At 72.5% G+C, this 18,323-nt stretch carries 11 protein-coding genes and 2 pseudogenes; 9 read left to right on the top strand and 4 right to left on the bottom strand.

Annotated features, from left to right (window positions below; all coding sequences use genetic code 11):
• The first annotated feature begins 146 nt into the window (after positions 1-146).
• From GLX30_RS07730 to GLX30_RS07715, 4 genes are all read left to right on the top strand, one after another.
• Positions 147-632 carry a TrkA C-terminal domain-containing protein gene (locus GLX30_RS07730; protein ID WP_159685232.1) on the top strand — a complete coding sequence of 162 codons (486 nt, stop codon included), beginning with the start codon at positions 147-149 and terminating at the stop codon, positions 630-632.
• 6 nt (positions 633-638) lie between these two features.
• Positions 639-1,856 carry a cation:proton antiporter gene (locus tag GLX30_RS07725; protein WP_159685229.1) on the top strand — a complete coding sequence of 406 codons (1,218 nt, stop codon included), beginning with the start codon at positions 639-641 and terminating at the stop codon, positions 1,854-1,856.
• Between the two features lie 543 nt (positions 1,857-2,399).
• Positions 2,400-3,674, top strand: a complete 1,275-nt coding sequence (locus GLX30_RS07720) for a VWA domain-containing protein (RefSeq protein ID WP_159685227.1) — start codon at positions 2,400-2,402, stop codon at positions 3,672-3,674.
• Positions 3,674-4,459, top strand: coding sequence for a hypothetical protein (locus GLX30_RS07715; protein ID WP_167306800.1), 786 nt, complete (start codon positions 3,674-3,676; stop codon positions 4,457-4,459). Before GLX30_RS07720 ends, GLX30_RS07715 begins: the two co-directional genes overlap by 1 nt.
• Before the next feature lie 44 nt (positions 4,460-4,503).
• Here GLX30_RS07715 and GLX30_RS07710 read toward each other — a convergent pair whose 3' ends face one another.
• A complete protein-coding gene (locus GLX30_RS07710; RefSeq protein WP_159685224.1) occupies positions 4,504-4,941 on the bottom strand; it encodes a subtilase-type protease inhibitor in 438 nt (145 codons plus the stop codon).
• A 333-nt stretch (positions 4,942-5,274) separates the two neighbouring features.
• On the opposite strand from GLX30_RS07710, the gene GLX30_RS07705 reads away from it, so the two are divergent.
• The gene (locus tag GLX30_RS07705) at positions 5,275-6,309 is read left to right on the top strand and encodes a PHP domain-containing protein (protein WP_159685222.1); all 1,035 of its coding nucleotides are present in this window, start codon (positions 5,275-5,277) and stop codon (positions 6,307-6,309) included.
• On the opposite strand, the gene GLX30_RS07700 is transcribed toward GLX30_RS07705, so the two are convergent.
• Complete coding sequence (locus tag GLX30_RS07700; RefSeq protein ID WP_159685219.1) at positions 6,310-6,930, bottom strand: LysE family transporter; 621 nt, start codon at positions 6,928-6,930, stop codon at positions 6,310-6,312.
• A gap of 437 nt (positions 6,931-7,367) precedes the next feature.
• Here GLX30_RS07700 and rsgA point away from each other — a divergent pair.
• Positions 7,368-8,464, top strand: a pseudogene (gene rsgA, locus GLX30_RS07695) (ribosome small subunit-dependent GTPase A).
• 228 nt (positions 8,465-8,692) lie between these two features.
• On the opposite strand, the gene GLX30_RS07690 reads toward rsgA, so the two are convergent.
• Both GLX30_RS07690 and GLX30_RS07685 read right to left on the bottom strand, forming a co-directional pair.
• A complete protein-coding gene (locus GLX30_RS07690) occupies positions 8,693-9,178 on the bottom strand; it encodes a DUF456 domain-containing protein (protein ID WP_159685216.1) in 486 nt (161 codons plus the stop codon).
• Positions 9,179-9,195: 17 nt separating this feature from the next.
• Positions 9,196-10,188 (bottom strand): LuxR family transcriptional regulator, encoded by a 993-nt coding sequence (locus GLX30_RS07685; protein ID WP_159685213.1) that lies wholly within the window; start codon positions 10,186-10,188, stop codon positions 9,196-9,198.
• 186 nt (positions 10,189-10,374) lie between these two features.
• Here GLX30_RS07685 and GLX30_RS07680 point away from each other — a divergent pair.
• From GLX30_RS07680 to GLX30_RS07670, 3 genes and pseudogenes are all read left to right on the top strand, one after another.
• Positions 10,375-14,117 (top strand): annotated as a pseudogene (locus GLX30_RS07680) (S8 family peptidase).
• A 135-nt stretch (positions 14,118-14,252) separates the two neighbouring features.
• Complete coding sequence (locus tag GLX30_RS07675; RefSeq protein ID WP_159685210.1) at positions 14,253-16,247, top strand: protein phosphatase 2C domain-containing protein; 1,995 nt, start codon at positions 14,253-14,255, stop codon at positions 16,245-16,247.
• A 135-nt stretch (positions 16,248-16,382) separates the two neighbouring features.
• Complete coding sequence (locus GLX30_RS07670; protein ID WP_159685207.1) at positions 16,383-18,125, top strand: pyruvate dehydrogenase; 1,743 nt, start codon at positions 16,383-16,385, stop codon at positions 18,123-18,125.
• Positions 18,126-18,323: the final 198 nt, after the last annotated feature.

Genomic DNA, 18,323 nt, shown 5'->3' with positions numbered 1-18,323 from the left:
CCGATCCACGGCCGGTCGGCGCCGGTGTGCGGCGGTTGAGTCAGAATCTTTGTCGTCCGGTGGCCGCTGCGACGTCCCGCGGCACCGCCGGAGCAGACAACACAGCCGCCGCACATCGTCCGACGACCGCCCGTACGGAGCCCTCCATGGAACCCACCGCACACGTCAGCAAAACACCCCTCCCCGGAGTGGGCACGAGGTACGACCTCAAGACCGACGCCGGCGCGCACCTTTCCGTCGTCGTGCACCAGGACGGCCGCCGCATCCTCGCCTTCCACGACCCCGAGGACGACGACAACTGCAAGGATGCCGCCGCCCTCGCACCGCACGAGGCGACCGCGCTGTCCAAACTGCTCATCCCCGACCCCGTCGCCCACCTGCACCAGCACATCGAGATCGACCTCGTCACCGAACACATCCCGGTCACGAAACGCTCCCCGTACGCCGGCCGGCTGCTCGCCGACACCCAGGCGCGCACCCGCACAGGAGCATCCATCGTCGCCGTACTGCGTCGCACCGCGGCGTTCCCCTCGCCCACGCCCGACTTCCGCTTCGCCATCGGCGACACGCTCGTCGTCGTCGGAACCCGCGAAGGCGTCGACGCCGTTGCCGAACTGATCACTGGAGGATAGCCACCCGTGCACGACACCACCGCGCTGCTCATCGAACTCGGGTCGATCATCCTCGCCTTGGGCCTGCTCGGCCGGCTCGCCGGACGCATCGGGTTCTCACCCATCCCGCTCTACCTCCTCGCCGGACTCGCCTTCGGCCACGGCGGGCTGCTGCCCATGAACGCCAGCGAGGAGTTCATAGCCACCGGCGCCGAAATAGGCGTCATCCTCCTGCTGCTGCTTCTCGGCCTCGAATACAGCGCCTCCGAACTCGTCACCAACCTCAAGACGCAGTACCCCTCCGGCATCGTCGACTTCGTCCTCAACGCCCTGCCCGGCGCGGCAGCCGCACTGATACTCGGCTGGGGACCGGTCGCCGCCGTCGCGCTCGCCGGCGTCACCTGGATCTCGTCGTCCGGCGTCATCGCCAAGGTCCTCGGCGATCTCGGCAGGCTCGGCAACCGTGAAACGCCCGTCATCCTCGGCGTCCTCGTCATCGAGGACCTCGCGATGGCCGTCTACCTGCCGCTGCTGACCGCCCTGCTCGCCGGCCTCAGCCTCGCCGGCGGCAGCCTCACGTTGCTCATCTCGCTCGGCACCGTCAGCATCGTCCTCTACGTCGCCCTCCGCCACGGTCGGCTCATCAGCCGTGCCGTCTCCTCCGACAACCCCGAGATGCTGCTGCTGGTCGTCCTCGGCCTGACGCTCTTCGTCGCCGGCATCGCGCAGGAACTCCAGGTCTCCGCCGCCGTCGGGGCGTTCCTCGTCGGCATCGCGCTCTCCGGCGAGGTCGCCGAAGGCGCGCACAACCTTCTCGCGCCCCTGCGGGACCTGTTCGCCGCGGTCTTCTTCGTCTTCTTCGGGCTGTCGACCGACCCGGCGGACATTCCGCCGGTCCTCGTCCCCGCGCTGATCCTGGCCGTCGTCACCGCGCTGACGAAGATCGCCACCGGCTGGTACGCGGCCCGTCGCGCGGGCATCGGGCCGCGGGGGCGGCTGCGGGCGGGTGGCACGCTCGTCGCCCGCGGTGAGTTCTCCATCGTCATCGCCGGCCTCGCGGTCGGGGTCGAGCCCCGGATCGGGCCGTTGGCCACCGCGTACGTCCTGATCCTTGTGATCATCGGGCCGCTGACGGCGCGGTGGACGGAGCCGATCGGGCGCCGCTTCCTGCGGACGCCGGCGCCGGCGCCGAAGGAGCCGGCCGTGCCACTGGAAACGGCCGACACGGCGTCGACCCCGACCTGACCCACCCGGGCCGAGGGCCGGGGGCGCGGCGCTCTCGGGCGTGGCCCGGTCCGGCCCGGGCGGGCGTGGTCGGGTCCGGTGGCGTTGCCCGCGGCGCGGCGGGGCGTGGCGGGGCGTGGCCCGGTCCGCTGGCATGTCGCCCTTGCGTGTCGCCCCTGCGGGCTGGGCCCGGTCCTGGTGCGTGCGCCCCGCGGGGGCGGGGGCGCCTGCCTGGTGGGTGGTGCCGGGTGTCGGCGCGCGAAGCTGCCGTCCTAGGGGTGTGGGGGCGCCAGCCCCCACCAACTTCCCCTCGCCGGGGAGGGGCAGGGGTGTGGGGGCGCCAGCCCCCACGCGTCGCACATCGATACTGCGGGAAGGGGCGGGGTGGGGAAATGCCACCGCGCGGCAGCACGGGCCGACCTGCGTGAGGCTGTTCGGGCGTCAGCCCACGAGACCCCCACCGGCGGGGGGCGGAGCCCCCCGCACGCCGCTCGCGACGGGCCCGGTCGCGCGACAACGCCGCCCCGTTTTGGTTCCTTTGGAGATCGTCAATACGATCCGCGGATGATCATAAGAAGACGGCCCGCGGCCCGGACCTGCGTCCTTCTCGCAGTCCTGGTTGCCGGGCTGTTCCCGACAGGGATCGCCGCCGCCGACGAACCGGTGGCGAAGGAATCCCCCAAGGTCGAGCTCGTGCTCGATGTCAGCGGATCGATGCGCACCCGCGACATCGACGGCAAGAGCCGTATGGCCGCCGCGAAGCAGGCGTTCAACGAGGTGCTGGACGCCGTCCCGGAAGAGGTGCGGCTCGGCATCCGCACACTCGGCGCCGACTATCCCGGTGACGACCGCAAGCGTGGCTGCAAGGACACCCGGCAGCTCTACCCCGTGGGGCCGCTCGACCGGACGGAGGCGAAGACCGCCGTCGCCACCCTCGCGCCCACCGGATGGACGCCGATCGGCCCGGCGCTGCTGGGTGCGGCGGAGGATCTGGAGGGCGGTGACGCGACCCGCAGGATCGTGCTCATCACCGACGGCGAGGACACCTGCGCACCGCTCGATCCGTGCGAGGTCGCGCGGGAGATCGCGGCCAAGGGCATCCACCTCGTGATCGACACCCTCGGCCTGGTGCCCGACGCCAAGACCCGCGCCCAGCTCAGCTGTATCGCGGAGGCCACCGGCGGCACGTACACGTCCGTTCAGCACACCGACGAACTCTCCGACCGTGTGAGCCAGTTGGTCGACCGGGCCGCCGAACCGGTGGTCACGCCCGTCGCCACGCAGGGCGCCGGGCAGTGCCGCGACGCGCCGCAGCTCGAGCCGGGTCTGTACACGGACCGGGAGAAGTTCGGCGAGCACCGCTGGTACCGGGTGGACGTGCTGCCCGGCCAGGAACTGCGTGCCTCCGTGAGCGTCGGTGCCGACCGCGCGGTGAACAAGGACTACGGGGTGCTGCTGCGCGCCGTGACCGTCCACGGCCGTGAGATCGTGCGCGGCTCCGAGGCCGGCGACGGCCGTACCGATCTGATCTCGACCGGTCTTCGCTACCCGAAGCCGGAGCTCGAGGACGCCGACGGCGTCAAGCTCGCCGCGGAGACGGTGTGCCTCCAGGTGAGCAACTCCTTCTCGGCACCGCCCGCCGTCAAGACCGAGCCCGGACTGCCCGTGGAACTCACCGTGGACGTCGTCGACGCACCTGAAGCGGCCGCCGACGTGGCCGCGTTCGGCCTCGGGCGCGGCTGGTGGCTGCTGGGGGTCCTGGTGCCGGCCGGCTTCGTGGCCGGTCTGCTCTGGGGCTGGGTCTCGCGCTGGCGCATCGCCGTCTGGAGGACCAACTGATGCGTATCCCACGCATGATGACGGTCGGCGCGCTGACCGCCGCCGCGCTGTTCGGCCCGGCGGCCTTCGCGCTGGGGGCCGGCCCGTCGCCCGGCCCTGACGGCGACGACCGCGCCCCCACGGAGGCCGGTACGACCTTCCGTACGGCCACCCCGATCGAGCAGGACCAGAAGGCAACGGCGAACGCGTCGAGCGGTGACTACCTGTACTGGGTGTTCCCCGCCGACGCGGAGCAGCGGCCCACCGTCAAGGCCAGGGTCACGCTGCCCGAGTCGGCCGAGCGGCACGGCGCCTCGACGTGGCGGATCGACGTCTACGACGGGCTGCGCCGCCGCCAGGCCTGCATGTACGGCATGCAGGCCCGGACGGCGGCCGTAGACGCCACGTCGGTGGAACTGTCGTGCACGCTGCGGACCGTCCGGTCGCTGGCCGAGCCGTGGGCCGACGCCCCGCTGCCCGGCAGCTACTACATACGCCTGACCGTGACCGGTCTCCCCGAGGAGGATCTCGGCCTTCCCGTCGCCGCGGAGGTCGAGGCGGTGTCCAAGGAAGCGGGCGGGGCGTACGCGGTCGACGGTGCGCTCGCCGAGCCGCTGGTGCCGGGCGTCTCCGCGGACGAGCGGCGCAACGAGGAACAAGCGGTCCTGGACCGGTCGTCCGGCCGGTGGTCCGACCGCTGGATCTGGACCGGCGCCGGCGGTCTGCTCGCGGCGCTCGCGGGCGTCGGCGGTTACGTGCTCACCCGGGGCGCCGGCCGCCCCTCGCGGATGCCGCCGGGCATGTGAGTCCCCGGGCGGCCACGGCGCTCAGCCGTGGCCGCCCGGCCGCCTCAGAAGTCGAAGAGCACGCCGCTGCCGCTGCTTCGGACGCACGCATTCCCGAAGGTGTGGGCGTAGTCGACACGCGTGCCGTTCCACACGCCGTCCACCGTCACGGTCAGCGGATCCCACTGCTTGGTGCAGACGACGCTCGGGTCCCTGGTGGTGATGGCGTCGAAGGCGCCTTCCGCGGCGCGCAGTTCTGCGCAGGCGGCCTTCGCGGCGGGGTGGGTACCGGTCGCCGTGGGCATGCAGCTGAGCGTCACCGCGCGCATCACCGTCCCGGCCGTCGCGTCGTCCCCCGTGGTGACGGTCAGCACGAGGGCCGACGGCGGGTACAGCCTGTCCGGACCGGGCTGCGCGGTGTTCGCGCTGCCCACGGCGGGCGCCGCGACGAGAGCCAGCGTGGTGGTGGCTGCGAGCGCGAGGCCTCTGGCGATGTACCGCATTTCGAACACTCCCTGGGGTCGTTGTTTCGGAAATCGGACGGGAGTCTTACTCACCGCGCTGAAGAACGCTTGGTCCTGCGTACGGTTTCGGTCACGTGCCGTGATGCTCCGAGGGCAGGCGGTGACCGGGTGGGTGATGCTGACCAGCGGTTCAGTAGCCCGCCGAATAGGCCGAAGAAAGACGTTCCAGGTCGTTGATCAATTGAATATAAGGTGCGCGAATTCTTGAACCGTTGATTGAAAGGTGTGACGGTCTTCACGCCTGCGTCGCTCCCGCGTTGGACGAGCGGCGGGCATCGGGGTTCACTGAGCTGAGGACCCCAGGAGGTGGCGATGGAACCGGTCGAGGCCCTGAACCGGGTGGCCTTTCTCCTGGAACGCTCACGTGCGGAGACCTATCGCGTACGCGCCTTCCGTACCGCCGCCACGGCCCTCGCCGAACTCGACGCACAGGAGATCGCCGACCATGCCGAGGCCGGAACACTCGTCAAGATCAAGGGAATCGGACCCAAGACGGCCCGTGTGATCGAGGAAGCCCTCGCCGGCGGAACCCCTGCCTATCTCCAGCGACTCGAGGACGAGGCAGGCGCGCCGCTCGCCGACGGCGGCAGCGCCCTGCGCGCCGCGCTGCGCGGCGACTGCCACCTGCACTCCGACTGGTCGGACGGCGGCAGCCCCATCGACGAGATGGGCCGTGCGGCAGCCGCTCTCGGCCACGAGTGGGCCGTCCTCACCGACCACTCGCCCACGCTCACCGTCGCCAAAGGACTCACCGCGGAGCGGCTGCGTGCCCAACTCGAGGTGGTGGGCGAACTCAACAAGGAATGGGCGCCCTTCAGGCTCCTCACCGGCATCGAGTGCGACATCCTCCCCGACGGCAGCCTCGACCAGGATCCCGAACTGCTGGACCGCCTCGACCTCGTCGTCGCGTCCGTCCACTCCAAACTCCGCATGGAATCCGCCGCGATGACCCGGCGGATGGTCCGCGCCGTCGAGAACCCGCTCACCGACGTTCTCGGCCACTGCACCGGACGACTCGTCACCGGCGGCCGTGGCACGCGACCCGAGTCGCAGTTCGACGCGGACGAGGTGTTCGGCGCCTGCGCCGAACACGGCACCGCCCTGGAGATCAACAGCCGCCCCGAACGGCGCGATCCGCCGCGCCGGCTGCTGCGCCGCGCCGTGGAGGTGGGCGTCCTCTTCGCCGTCGACACCGACGCCCACGCGCCCGGACAACTCGACTGGCAGATCATCGGCTGCGCCCGGGCGGAGGAGTGCGGGGTGCCGGCGGAGCGGGTGGTCAACACCTGGACGGCGGACCGGGTCCTCGAATGGACCCGGACCCGGCGCCCGCCCGCCCCAGGTTGATCAGCCGCCGGACACCAGACGGACAGCCAGGAAGATGATCACCCCGTTGCCGACCAGTGCTGTGCCCAGACGGCCCTTGCCGCTGGTGAGAACCCGGCCGACCAGCGCCCCGCCCACGGCCAGCAGCGCCTGCCAGCTCGCCGAAGCGGCGAAGGCGGCGGCGACGAACATCAAGCCACCCGTGGCAGGCCAGTCGTCGTTGCGGAGCGCCAACACCAGTGCGGAGAAGTAGACGATGGTCAGCGGGTTGAGAACAGTGAGCCCCAGAAACTGCCAATAGGCGTGGAGCGGCCGCGTCTCCTCGACCCGTTGTACCGACCCGGGGTCGAGGGCGCGGCGGACGGCGTCCGCCAGTCCCTTCGTCGCGAGGGCGAGCAGCACGACCGCAGCCGTCCACCGCATGGGCTGCGCGACGGGCTGGAGCAGCCCGGCCAGCGCGGCACCCGTCAACGCGGCGACCAGCGCGTACAGACCGTCGGCCGTCGCCGTCCCCATCGCGCCGGCGAGACCGGTACGCAACGACGTCTGCGCGGAAAGCGTGACGATCATGACGGTGACGGCGCCGACCGGCATCGCGATCCCGAAACCGGCCAGCGCGCCGGAGATCAAGATGTCATTCACAGCTTCCCCAGGACGGGCGCACTCCGACTGCGTCGATCCAACTGCCGGGCCGAAGGCCGGTCAAGGCGATTTCCCACCCGCACGACGAGGTCGACGACCCCGGAGGCCGCGGCCGTGGGCCGCCAGGAACGGCGTAGGAAGACAGGTGCAATTAATCGCTGGCGCCCCGCCCCCGGGCGCCGCTATCGTTCTGCTCGTTCCGGGCCGCGGCAGTCGGCCGAGCCCGGTGGAACAGTGTTGGTTCGTCGAGATGAAGACGAGCAGGAGGTGAGGACATTGATGACTGTCACGGTGGCGGGCGCTGCCCGCGTTCAGAGGTTCATCATCGTTTCCACCCCTGTGGCCTCCGGCTGACACCCACTCGACGTCCGCGCGCGGAGCGCGCGCTGCCGGGGCCGCCCTTCGAAGGGTTCCCCTTGTCCCACACGCAGTCCTCCATGTCTTCCACCACCTCTGCCGCCCAGGACACGCTCGCCCCCTACGGGTGGGACCCGGCCTGGGAGGCCGAGTTCGCACCGTACGCCGCCCAGGGCCTGCTGCCCGGCCGCGTCGTACGCGTCGACCGCGGCCAGTGCGACCTGGTCACGCCGCGAGGTCTCCTGCGCGGTGACACCGAATTCGTCACCCCCGCGACCCGATGCGGGTCGTCTGCACCGGCGACTGGGTGGCCGTCGACCCCGACGGCGACCCCCGGTTCGTACGGACCCTTCTGCCCCGGCGCACCGCCATCGTGCGGTCGACGTCGTCCAAGCGGTCGGAAGGCCAGGTGCTCGCCACCAACATCGACCACATCGTCATCTGCGTCTCGCTCGCCGTCGAACTCGACCTCGGCAGGATCGAACGCTTCCTCGCCCTGGCGTGGGAGAGCGGGGCGCAGCCGCTGATCGCCCTCACCAAGGCCGACCTCGTGCCCGACGTCACCGGGCTGTCCTACCTCGTGCAGGACGTGGAGACCACCGCGCCCGGCGTCCAGGTGATCCCCGTCAGCTCCACCACCGGCGAAGGCGTCGAAGTCCTCACCGCCATCGTGTCCGGCGGCACCAGCGTGCTGCTCGGCGTCTCAGGAGCCGGCAAGTCCACCCTCGCCAACGCGCTCCTCGGCGAGGACGTCATGGACGTCCAGGCCACCCGTGACATCGACGGCAAAGGCCGGCACACCACCACCACCCGCAACCTGCTCGTCGTACCCGGCGGCGGCATCCTCATCGACACTCCGGGGCTGCGGGGCGTCGGGCTCTGGGACGCCGAAGCCGGCGTGCACCAGGTGTTCTCCGAGATCGAGGAATTCGCCGCGCAGTGCCGCTTCCACGACTGCGCCCACGAGGCCGAGCCCGGCTGCGCCGTGCTCGGCGCGATCGAGGACGGCACGCTGCCGGAGCGGCGGCTCGACAGCTACCGCAAGCTGATCCGGGAGAACCAGCGGATCGTGGCCAAGACGGACGCCAGGCTGCGGGCGGAGATCCGGCGCGACTGGAAGATGAAGGGCGCGCAGGGGCGGGCGGCGATGGAGGCCAAGCGGGGGCGCGTCCGCTGAGCCGGGCCGTGGCCGGCCCGCTTGCGTGTCGCCCTGCGGGGCGGGTCCGGCACGGGGGCGCCCCTGCGGGGGGCGGGGGCCGGCACGGGGGCGTGGGGGCGCCGGCCCCGAACAGGAACCCCCTCCCAGGGGAGGCTTTGTGGAGGCGTCAGCCCCCACAAAGCCTCCCCGTCGCGGAGGGGGAGCGGCGGCAGGCCCCACAGGGTCCGGTGCCTGCCCCGGTTCGGGTCAGGCACCCGACAGGACCGCTCCCACCCACGCCCCCACCACCAGCAGGCAGCCCATGAGCTCCACCAGCACGCTCGTGCCCGCCGCGCGCATCACCGCGCGGGTCGAGGCCATCGCGGGGCCGTGGCCGCCCAGCCGGAGGCGTTCCGAGCCGTAGATGCCGCCGACGAATCCCGGCACCGCGCCGATGACGGGCAGCAGGAAGAAACCGGCCAGCGCCCCGAGGCCCGCGGACGCGGCCATCCGGCGGCTGATGCCGAGGCCGCGTAGCCGGCGGTTGGGCAGCAGCCAGACGATGACCTGGATGACGAGCAGGACCGCCGTCGCGCCGACGAGAAGGAACCACGCCGGCCCGGTCTGTACGTGCAGCGACCACCAGAGCATGGCGGCCCACACCAGCCAGGGCCCCGGGACACCCGGGACGATCACCCCGAGGAGACCCAGCAGCATCACCCCGCCGACCATGAGGAGCTGCCATACGCCCACATGCCAAGCGTGCAGGATCAGAGGCGGTCGTGCAGGTCGCGCGCCACCCAGCCCTTCGCGTAGGCGTGCCAGCCCAGCTGGAGGCGGGTGGTCACGCCCGTGAGCTCCATCAGCCCCTTGACCCGGCGCTGCACGGTCCGCAGCCCCAGGTCCAGCTGCTTGGCGACGCTCGCGTCGGTCATGCCGGCCAGGAGGAGCGAGAGGATCTCCAGGTCCGTGGTGTCCGGGCCGGAGATGTCCTCCTCGACCCCGCGCGCCCCCAGTCGCAGGGGGAGCGCCTCACGCCACACCGCCTCGAAGAGACCCATCAGCGACTCCAGCAGTCCGCTGGCGTGGACGACCAGCGCGGCGGGCTCCGCGCCGCGGCCCGTCAGGGGCACCATCGCGAGGGTGCGGTCGGCGATGACGAGCTTCGTCGGCACCCGGTCGACCACCCGGACCTGTTCGTCACGGCTCAGGGCCGCCGACAGTTCGGTGATGCTGTTGGGCTCCGTCAGTACCTCGCGTCCCAGTACGACCCGGTACGCCACGCCCCTGGACGTGGCGTTCTCCTCGGCGTCGTTGTCCATGCCGCTGACGGCGATGGGGTTGCCGGTGACCAGCGCGCAGACCTCCTCCGTCGCGCCGAGCTGAAGCTGCCCGAAGCGGTGCACCACGGCGCTCGCACCGGTCACCACCTCGACCAGGTCGTGGACGGCCGGCTCGTCGGACTCCGCCCGGTACTCCTCCGCGAGCAGCGCCGCCGCCAGTTCCGCCTGCTCCAGTTCGTGCCGCTGCTGCGTCAGCAGGGCGCCGAGCGCCACGCCGGGCGGCGCCGCCACCCAGCGGCCGGTGCGCGCGGACGACTGCGCGGCCAGTCCCTGCTGCTCCAGCCGGCGCAGGGCCCGTTCCGTGTCCGGCTCCGGCATCGCCAGCCGGTGCGCGAGATCGGAGATCTCCGCCGCCCCGAGCGCCACCAGCGCGCGGTACGCCGACTCCTGTCTTTCGTCGAGCCCTATCGCTCCCAGCACGGAAACCCTCCCCGGACATGCGTCTGTCGGCCGCCGTGGCGGAAATCGGCCACGGCGTGAACCCGCCGCGGACATCATCCCCGCATCGGCCGCCGCTCTGCCAATGTGGCCGCCACCGCAGCACCAACAGCCTCCGGCAGCGGGGCCTTTGTGTCCTTTTGCGGCCGGATTCAGATGGGGAGAGCGATGCGCCCGATATCGCGTACGGCACTGGGGGCGGCAACAGCCGCCGTGCTGGCCGTCACGGCGATCGCACCGTCGGCGGCCGCAGGGCCGCAGGACGAGGCGACCGAGAAGAGACCGCCGGTCGGCAGCGAGACCGCCGCACGGCAGGGGGAGCGGCCGGTCACGGTCACGCTCGTGACCGGGGACCGTGTCCTCGTCGGCCGGGACGCCTCAGGCGCGCCGTCCGCCACCGTACTGCCGCGTCCCGACGGCACCACGGCCACGACGCAGACCCGGCGCTCGGGTCAGGACCTGTACGTCTACCCGGAGGACGCCGCCGCCGCGCTGGCGGCAGGCACCGTCGACGAGCAGCTCTTCAACGTCACCGGACTGGTCCGCCAGGGCTACGACGACGCGCACACCGCGGCACTGCCGCTGATCGCCACCTACGGCGGCGACGTGGCCCGTTCCGCCCCGGCCGTCCCCCGCGGCGCGAAGCGCGGACTCGTACTGGAAGCCGTCGGCGGGGTCGCCCTCAAGGCCGACAAGAAGCACGCGGCCGACTTCTGGGCGGACGTCACGAACACCCGGTCCCGGTCGGCCGCCGGGCTGAAGAAGCTCTGGCTTGACCGCAAGGTCGAGGCCACCCTCGACCGCTCCACACAGCAGGTCGCGGCCGACCTGGCCTGGGCCGCCGGATACGACGGCAAGGGCACCAAGGTCGCCGTCCTCGACACCGGCGTCGACGCCGAGCACCCCGACCTCAAGGGCCGGGTGACCGCCGCGGAGAACTTCACCGACTCCGCCACCGCCGGCGACAGCCATGGGCACGGCACCCACACGCTCTCCACCGTCGGCGGCTCCGGCGCCGCGAGCGACGGCAGGAACAAGGGCGTCGCTCCCGGCGCCGAGCTGCTCAGCGGCAAGGTCCTGAACGACTACGGCAACGGCGCCGAGTCGTGGATCATCGCCGGTATGCAGTGGGCCGTCGACCAGAAGGCCGACGTCGTGTCCATGAGCCTCGGCAGTCCGCAGCCGACCGACTGCACCGACCCGATGAGCACCGCCGCCGAGGAACTCGCCCGCAGCGAAGGCACCTTGTTCGTCGTCGCCGCCGGTAACACCGGCCCGTCGCACAACACCGTCTCGTCGCCCGGCTGCGCGCCCGGTGTCCTCACCGTCGGCGCCGTCGACCGCGACGACAGCACGGCCCGGTTCTCCAGCCGGGGGCCCGCGATCGTCTCCCACACGCTGAAGCCCGAGATCGCGGCGCCCGGCGTCGCCATCTCGGCCGCCGCGGCCGGCGGCCGGGGCCCGTACGCGTACCGGTCGATGTCCGGCACCTCCATGGCCACCCCGCACGTCGCCGGCGCCGCCGCCGTCGTCAAGCAGCGCCACCCCGACTGGACGGCGCAGCAGATCAAGGCCGCGCTGGTCTCCTCCGCCAAGTCGTCCGTCCCGGCGACGTACGCGAGACCGGTGGCGGCCGGCTCGACGTGAAGGCGGCCGTCGACACGACCGTGACCGGTGCGCCCGCCGTTCAGGGCGGCACCTTCAACTGGCCGCAGGACGACAGCGACCGGACCACCGTCCGGATCCCCTACACCAACAGCGGCGACGAGCCCGTGCGCCTCGACCTGGCCGTACGGAAGGTGACCGGCAACGACGGCTCGCCCGTCCGCTCCGGCATCGCCAGGCTCGGTGCCCGCTCGGTGACCGTCCCCGCCGGTGCGACCGTCGCGATCCCGCTCACCCTGGACCCGTCGGCACGCATCGAACGTGCCCAGTACGGGGACATCACCGGCCGCGTCGTCGCCACCGGTGACGGCGTCGGCGTCTCCACGCCGTTCTCGCTGTACGTGCAGCCCGAAACGGTCAGCCTGCGCGTCAAGCTCGTCGACCGCGAGGGTGAGCCGGCAGCCGGATCGTCCTCGCTGGACGTCATCGGAACCGACGACGCGACCGGCGAACGCCGCTTCAACGACGGCGCTGCCGACCAGGTCTACCGGCTCCGCCCCGGCTCGTACCTCCTCTCCTCCTTCGTCACGTCCGGCGACGGCTCCGTCAGTTACCTCGGCCGCCCCGAGATCGCACTGACGAAGGACACGACCGTCGTGCTCGACGCACGCAAGGCGCACCGGCTGGGCATCGAGACCGACCGCAGCTCCGAGGTCCGCGTCGGAACGCTCGGCTTCGCCCGCAGCTGGGACGACACCTGGCTGCACTCCGGCACGATCAGCGGCGGCCGCGCGGTCACCGGCTTCTACGCCGACGTCCAAGGCCGGGCGAAGGACGGCGACTTCGAGTTCGCCAGCTACTGGCGCGCCTACGCCCCGCTGATCGAGGAACTCGCCGTCGAGGGCGGCCCGCGACTGCGTGCCGTTGCCGCGAGTACCGGATCGGTCAATCTCGACGGCACCGGCACCGCGGGCATCGTCGACGCGGGCACCGGAACACCCGCGGAGCTCGAAGCGGCCGGCGTCCAGGGCAGGTTCGCCCTCGTGCACGTCCCCGACGGCGGCACCGGCGCAGCGATTGCGGCACGCAACGCCAAGGCGGCCGGCGCACTCGCCGTCGTCGCGCACCGTGACGCGCCCGGCAGTTACCTGCCCACCACCGGCTTCGGCACCGCCCCGCACCCGGTCGTCGGTATCGAGGCCGCGGAGGCGCGGCTCCTGCTCGAACGGCTGGCCGACGGCCCGGTCTCCCTGCGCTGGAAGGCCACCGCCAAGAGCCCGTACGTCTACAACCTGAGCTTCCCCGAGCGCGGCCCCGTCGTCTCCGGCCGCACCTACCGGGTACGCGACAGCAAGCTCGCCAGGAACGACACCACGTACCGCGCGATGGGCGTCGCCGCCGACTACCGGGACGTCGTCGTCGCGCACAGCCCTGGCGGCATCCAGGCGTCCGTCTCCGGCATCGACCTGGTGCCGGCCCCCGGTGAGCGCGCCGAGTTCTACACCCCCGGCGACACGCGATGGGAGCACCACGTCTCCTCCAGCTTCCCCTGGGGCGAGTACATGTCCGACCCGGCCCGCGCCTACGAGCCCGGCGAACGGCGCGAGGAGAGCTGGTACGGCGGCGTGCTCGCCCCGGCCGCACCCCTCGACGCCACGGGCGGACAGGCCCTCGCCGCCGAGCGTCAGGGCAACCTCATCGGAGTGGCCCCCGCGTTCTGGCGCGACAGCGAACACGTGGGCGCGGCGGGGTCGTTCGGCGACATCGGCAACACCCGTCTCGTCCGCGACGGCGAGGAGATCGGCCGGACCCCGTACCCGTTCGGTGTCTACGAGGTCCCCGCAGGTGACGCCGCCTACGAACTGACCCTGATGACGATGAAGGTCGGCTCGCCGGCGGAGGTCTGGAAGCGGTCCACCCATCTCGAGACGACCTGGAAGTTCCGTTCGAAGCTCGACGAGAACGTGTACTCCCAGGGCATCCCGCTCCTCTTCCCGGGCTACGAACTCCCCGAGGACGGCCTCAAGACCGTCACCGCGAGCGACGGCCTGCGGATCGGCCTGAGCGCCACGGGGCACGCCGGGTACCGGCCGGGAGCGCTCACCGGCGCGAAGCTGTCGTACTCGTACGACGGCGGGCAGACCTGGACCCAGGCGGCCACCGAACGACAGGGCGACGGCGCCTGGAACGCGACCGTGAACCACGCGGGCACATCCGGCAAGGCGGTCACCCTGAGAACCGAACTGACGGACGCCCACGGCAATTCCGTCACCCAGCTCGTGGTCGACGCCTACGCGGTGCGCTGACGCGCAGAAGCGCCGATCACGACCGGTCCGCCGGGCGTCCTTCCCGTGGGGGGTTGGGCCGCCCGGCGGACCTTTGGCGGGTGTCTTTTCGTCAATGCCCGTTTTCTGGCCCTGAGTGCGGTCGACAATAAGGGCATGAGTGAGCAGGGGGACAGGCCCAACAGGCCTACCACCGAGGACGACTGGTGGAGCCGGCTGTACGACGACTCCGCCGCGGACACCGGCCGCCCGACCGCGTCCGCCGATTCTCTGGACGACCGCTTCGTCTCGGCATCGGGCACGGTGACCACCCGCCCGCACGCGTGGTGGGACCCCCCACCGCCACCGCCCGCGGGGCGCGTGGGGGAGCGGGGTGTCCGTGGCGACGGCCCCGCGACCGGCGGCCCGGCGCGGACCCCCTCGGTCCCCGACCGCCCGGCGGGACCACCGCCGTCCCCCGCGACGCGCGGACCCGGCGCCGGGGACGCGCCGCAGAGTGCGGCCCTCCCGTCGCCCGCGCCGCCGACGCGCTTACCCGGCGACCCTCCGCCCGGCGCGGCTCCCGCGCCTCCGGCCGATGCCACGCGGCTGCCCGGGGACGTGGTCCCTGGCGGCGGCTCTGTTCGTGACGAGGCGTCAGGAGCGGCTTCAGCAGCGCCTGCGACCGCGACGGGCCTGCCCGGGGACGTGGCCGCGGACGACCCGGTGCCGCCTGTCCGACACGCGCCACCCGGCGCAGGCGCGCCGCCCGCTCCGGCGACGCGACCACCTGACCCGGGCGCAGCCTCGGCGCACACCGGTTCCGGTGCCGCGCCGGCCGGTGAAGACCCGCGCGGGGCGGCCGTCGCACCGCCGGCCCGGACCCCGCCCATGAACAGCCCGCCGTCCGGCCTGGAAGGCGCCGGCGCGCCGCCCCGGCCGGACAGGCGGCCAGGCCGGTCGGCCGTGGCCGGCGATCCGCGCGACAATGGGCGGGCGGCGTCCGGATCCACTGCCGGGGACCGTCCCGCCGGTGGGCCCCCAACGCGGCCGGCCGGGTCGGCACAGGCGCAGCCGGCCGCCGGAAGCGATCCACGTGAAGGTCCGCCGCCACGCCGCCCGGCCCCCGCCGGGGACGACGCACGCAGGTCCGCGGCGGCGGCGCCGCGGGCGGTCGTACCTGCGCAGGCGCCGCGCGGCGGCGTCGTCGGCGACGGGCCGCCCACCTACGACGCGGAGCCGACCGCGCTTCCCGCCGCCGAGACGGACGCACTGGACCAACTCGTCGCCGACACGGTGCTCGACGGCGCCACGTACGGCACGTACACGCTGCGGGCCGCCTCCGTACGGGGCGACTCCGCACGCTTCCGTGGTGAGCCGCGCCGCGACGCCCTGCTCACCGCCCGGTTCGGCACCGGGCCCGCCGCGCTGGTACTCGTCGCCGTGGCCGGCGGGATCCGCGGCTCGGACACCGCGCATCTCGCCGCCGCCGACGCCTGCCGGTGGATCGGCCGGGCCGTCGGCCGCAGTCACGCCCGGCTGGCCGAGGACATAAGGGCCGGCCGGCGCGGGGACCTCAAGTCCGGACTGCACCGGCTCACCGACCGCAGCCTGGGCAGGCTCCGCGCCCGCGCCGCCGAGCTCGGAGTGGAGCCGGAGGCGTACACGTCCGGGCTGCGGTGTCTGCTGCTCTCCGCCGACCCCGCCTGCCGCACCCGCGTCTTCTTCGGCGTCGGCGGGGGAGGACTGTTCCGGCTGCGGGACGGTGTCTGGCAGGATCTCGAGCCGCCCGTCCCCGACCGGGCCGACGTCACCGGCGCACCCGTCGTCGGGTTCGGGTCCGCCGTGCCGGAAGCCACGCCCGACGGTGACCGGCTCACCATGGACCTCGGCATCCCCACCGGTCCGGCTCCGTACATCGAGGCCCCGCCGCCCCCGGTGGCCGAGCCGTTCCGCTTCCGTGCGTCCGTGGCCCGCCCGGGTGACACGCTGCTGCTCTGCAGCCCGGGCCTCGCGGCCCCGGTGCGCGGCGAGGCGGCGCTCGTGAAGGAGCTCGCCGAGCGCTGGCGCGGTCCGGAGCCGCCCGGGATGGCGCAGTTCCTCGCCGATACACAGCTCAGGGTGAAGGGCTACGCCGACGACCGGACGGCGGTCGCGGTGTGGGAGGCATGACCGCGCAGGCGTAACCGCACGGGCGCGACCGGCCCGGCCATGGGTTGATGGAGCGACGGGCCTCGACGTACGGAGGGGCCCGGGCGGACGTCCCGCAGACGTCCAGGACCTCCACGGAGAAAGGGCGCGCACCCCATGGCCAGGAAGAACGTGGCGGAGCAGTTCGTCGACATCCTCGTCCGCGCCGGAGTCCAGCGGCTCTACGGCGTCGTCGGCGACAGCCTCAACCCCGTCGTCGACGCGGTCCGCCGCACCGCGGGCATCGACTGGATCCAGGTCAGGCACGAGGAGGCCGCGGCGTTCGCGGCCGGCGCGGAGGCCCAGATCACCGGAAAGCTGGCCGCCTGCGCCGGCTCCTGCGGGCCCGGCAACCTGCACCTCATCAACGGCCTGTACGACGCGCACCGGTCCATGGCGCCCGTCCTCGCTCTCGCCTCGCACATCCCCTCCAGCGAGATCGGCCTCGGATACTTCCAGGAGACCCATCCCGACCAGCTGTTCCGCGAGTGCAGTCACTACAGCGAGCTGATCTCCAGTCCCCAGCAGATGCCCCGGCTGCTCCAGACGGCGATCCAGCACGCCGTCGGCCGCGGCGGGGTGAGCGTGGTGTCCCTGCCGGGCGACATCGCGGACCGCCCGGCGCCCGAGAAGTCGATCGAGCACGCCCTGGTCACGACCCGCCCCACCGCCCGCCCCGGCGACGCGGAGATCGACAAGCTGGCCCGGATGATCGACGACGCCGAGCGCGTCACGCTCTTCTGCGGCAGCGGCACGGCCGGCGCGCACGCCGAGGTCATGCAGTTCGCGGAGCGCATCAAGTCGCCCGTCGGTCATGCGCTCCGTGGCAAGGAGTGGATCCAGTACGACAACCCCTACGACGTGGGCATGAGCGGCCTGCTCGGCTACGGCGCCGCCTACGAGGCCACTCACGAGTGCGATCTGCTCCTCCTCCTCGGCACGGACTTCCCGTACAACGCCTTCCTCCCGGACGACGTCAAGATCGCACAGGTCGACGTCAGGCCGGAGCATCTCGGCCGCCGTTCCAAGCTGGATCTCGCCGTGTGGGGCGACGTACGCGAGACCCTGCGCTGTCTCACCCCGAAGGTGCGGGCCAAGGCGGACCGTCGGTTCCTGGACAAGATGCTGAAGAAGCACGCCGACGCCTTGGAGGGCGTGGTCAAGGCTTACACCCGCAAGGTCGACAAGCACGTCCCCGTCCATCCCGAGTACGTCGCCGCCGTCCTCGACGAACTGGCCGACGACGACGCCGTGTTCACCGTGGACACCGGCATGTGCAACGTATGGGCCGCCCGCTACATCTCACCCAACGGCCGCCGTCGCATCATCGGTTCGTTCAGCCACGGCTCGATGGCGAACGCCCTGCCGCAGGCCATCGGCGCCCAGTTCGTCGACCGTGACCGGCAGGTCGTCTCCATGTCGGGCGACGGCGGGTTCACCATGCTGATGGGCGACTTCCTCACCCTGGTCCAGTACGACCTGCCGGTGAAGATCGTGCTGTTCAACAACTCGGCACTGTCGATGGTGGAGTTGGAGATGCTGGTGGCGGGCCTGCCGTCCTTCGGTACCTCCTACCGCAACCCGGACTTCGCGGCGGTCGCCCGCGCAGCCGGTGCCTACGGGGTACGGGTGGAGAAACCCAAGCAGCTCGCGGGCGCGCTCAAGGACGCCTTCAGGCACAAGGGCCCGGCGCTGGTCGACGTCGTCACCGACCCGAACGCGCTGTCCATCCCGCCGAGGATCAGCGCCGAGATGGTGACCGGTTTCGCCCTCTCGGCCAGCAAGATCGTGCTGGACGGCGGGGTGGGCCGGATGGTGCAGATGGCCCGCTCGAACCTGCGGAACGTGCCGAGGCCCTGACCGCGCAAGGCCGCCGGCGGAGGGCGGGCCGGGGACAAGCGCCCGTCCAGCACTGCCGGTCGCCGGGACGAGGACCGGTGGAGCGTGCGTATCCGGCCATCGGCATGCCGTCGGCGGCGGGCGGCCCGGGGGTGCCGCGTCCGTGCCGCTCACCGGGCAGGTGAACGCCTCGGGGTGACCGTCCTTACGTCTGTTAGC

This window comes from Streptomyces sp. Tu 2975 (assembly GCF_009832925.1).
Lineage (GTDB): Bacteria > Actinomycetota > Actinomycetes > Streptomycetales > Streptomycetaceae > Streptomyces.
Note: the sequence above shows the minus strand (reverse complement) of the source record. Positions and strands in the feature narration are given on the sequence as shown.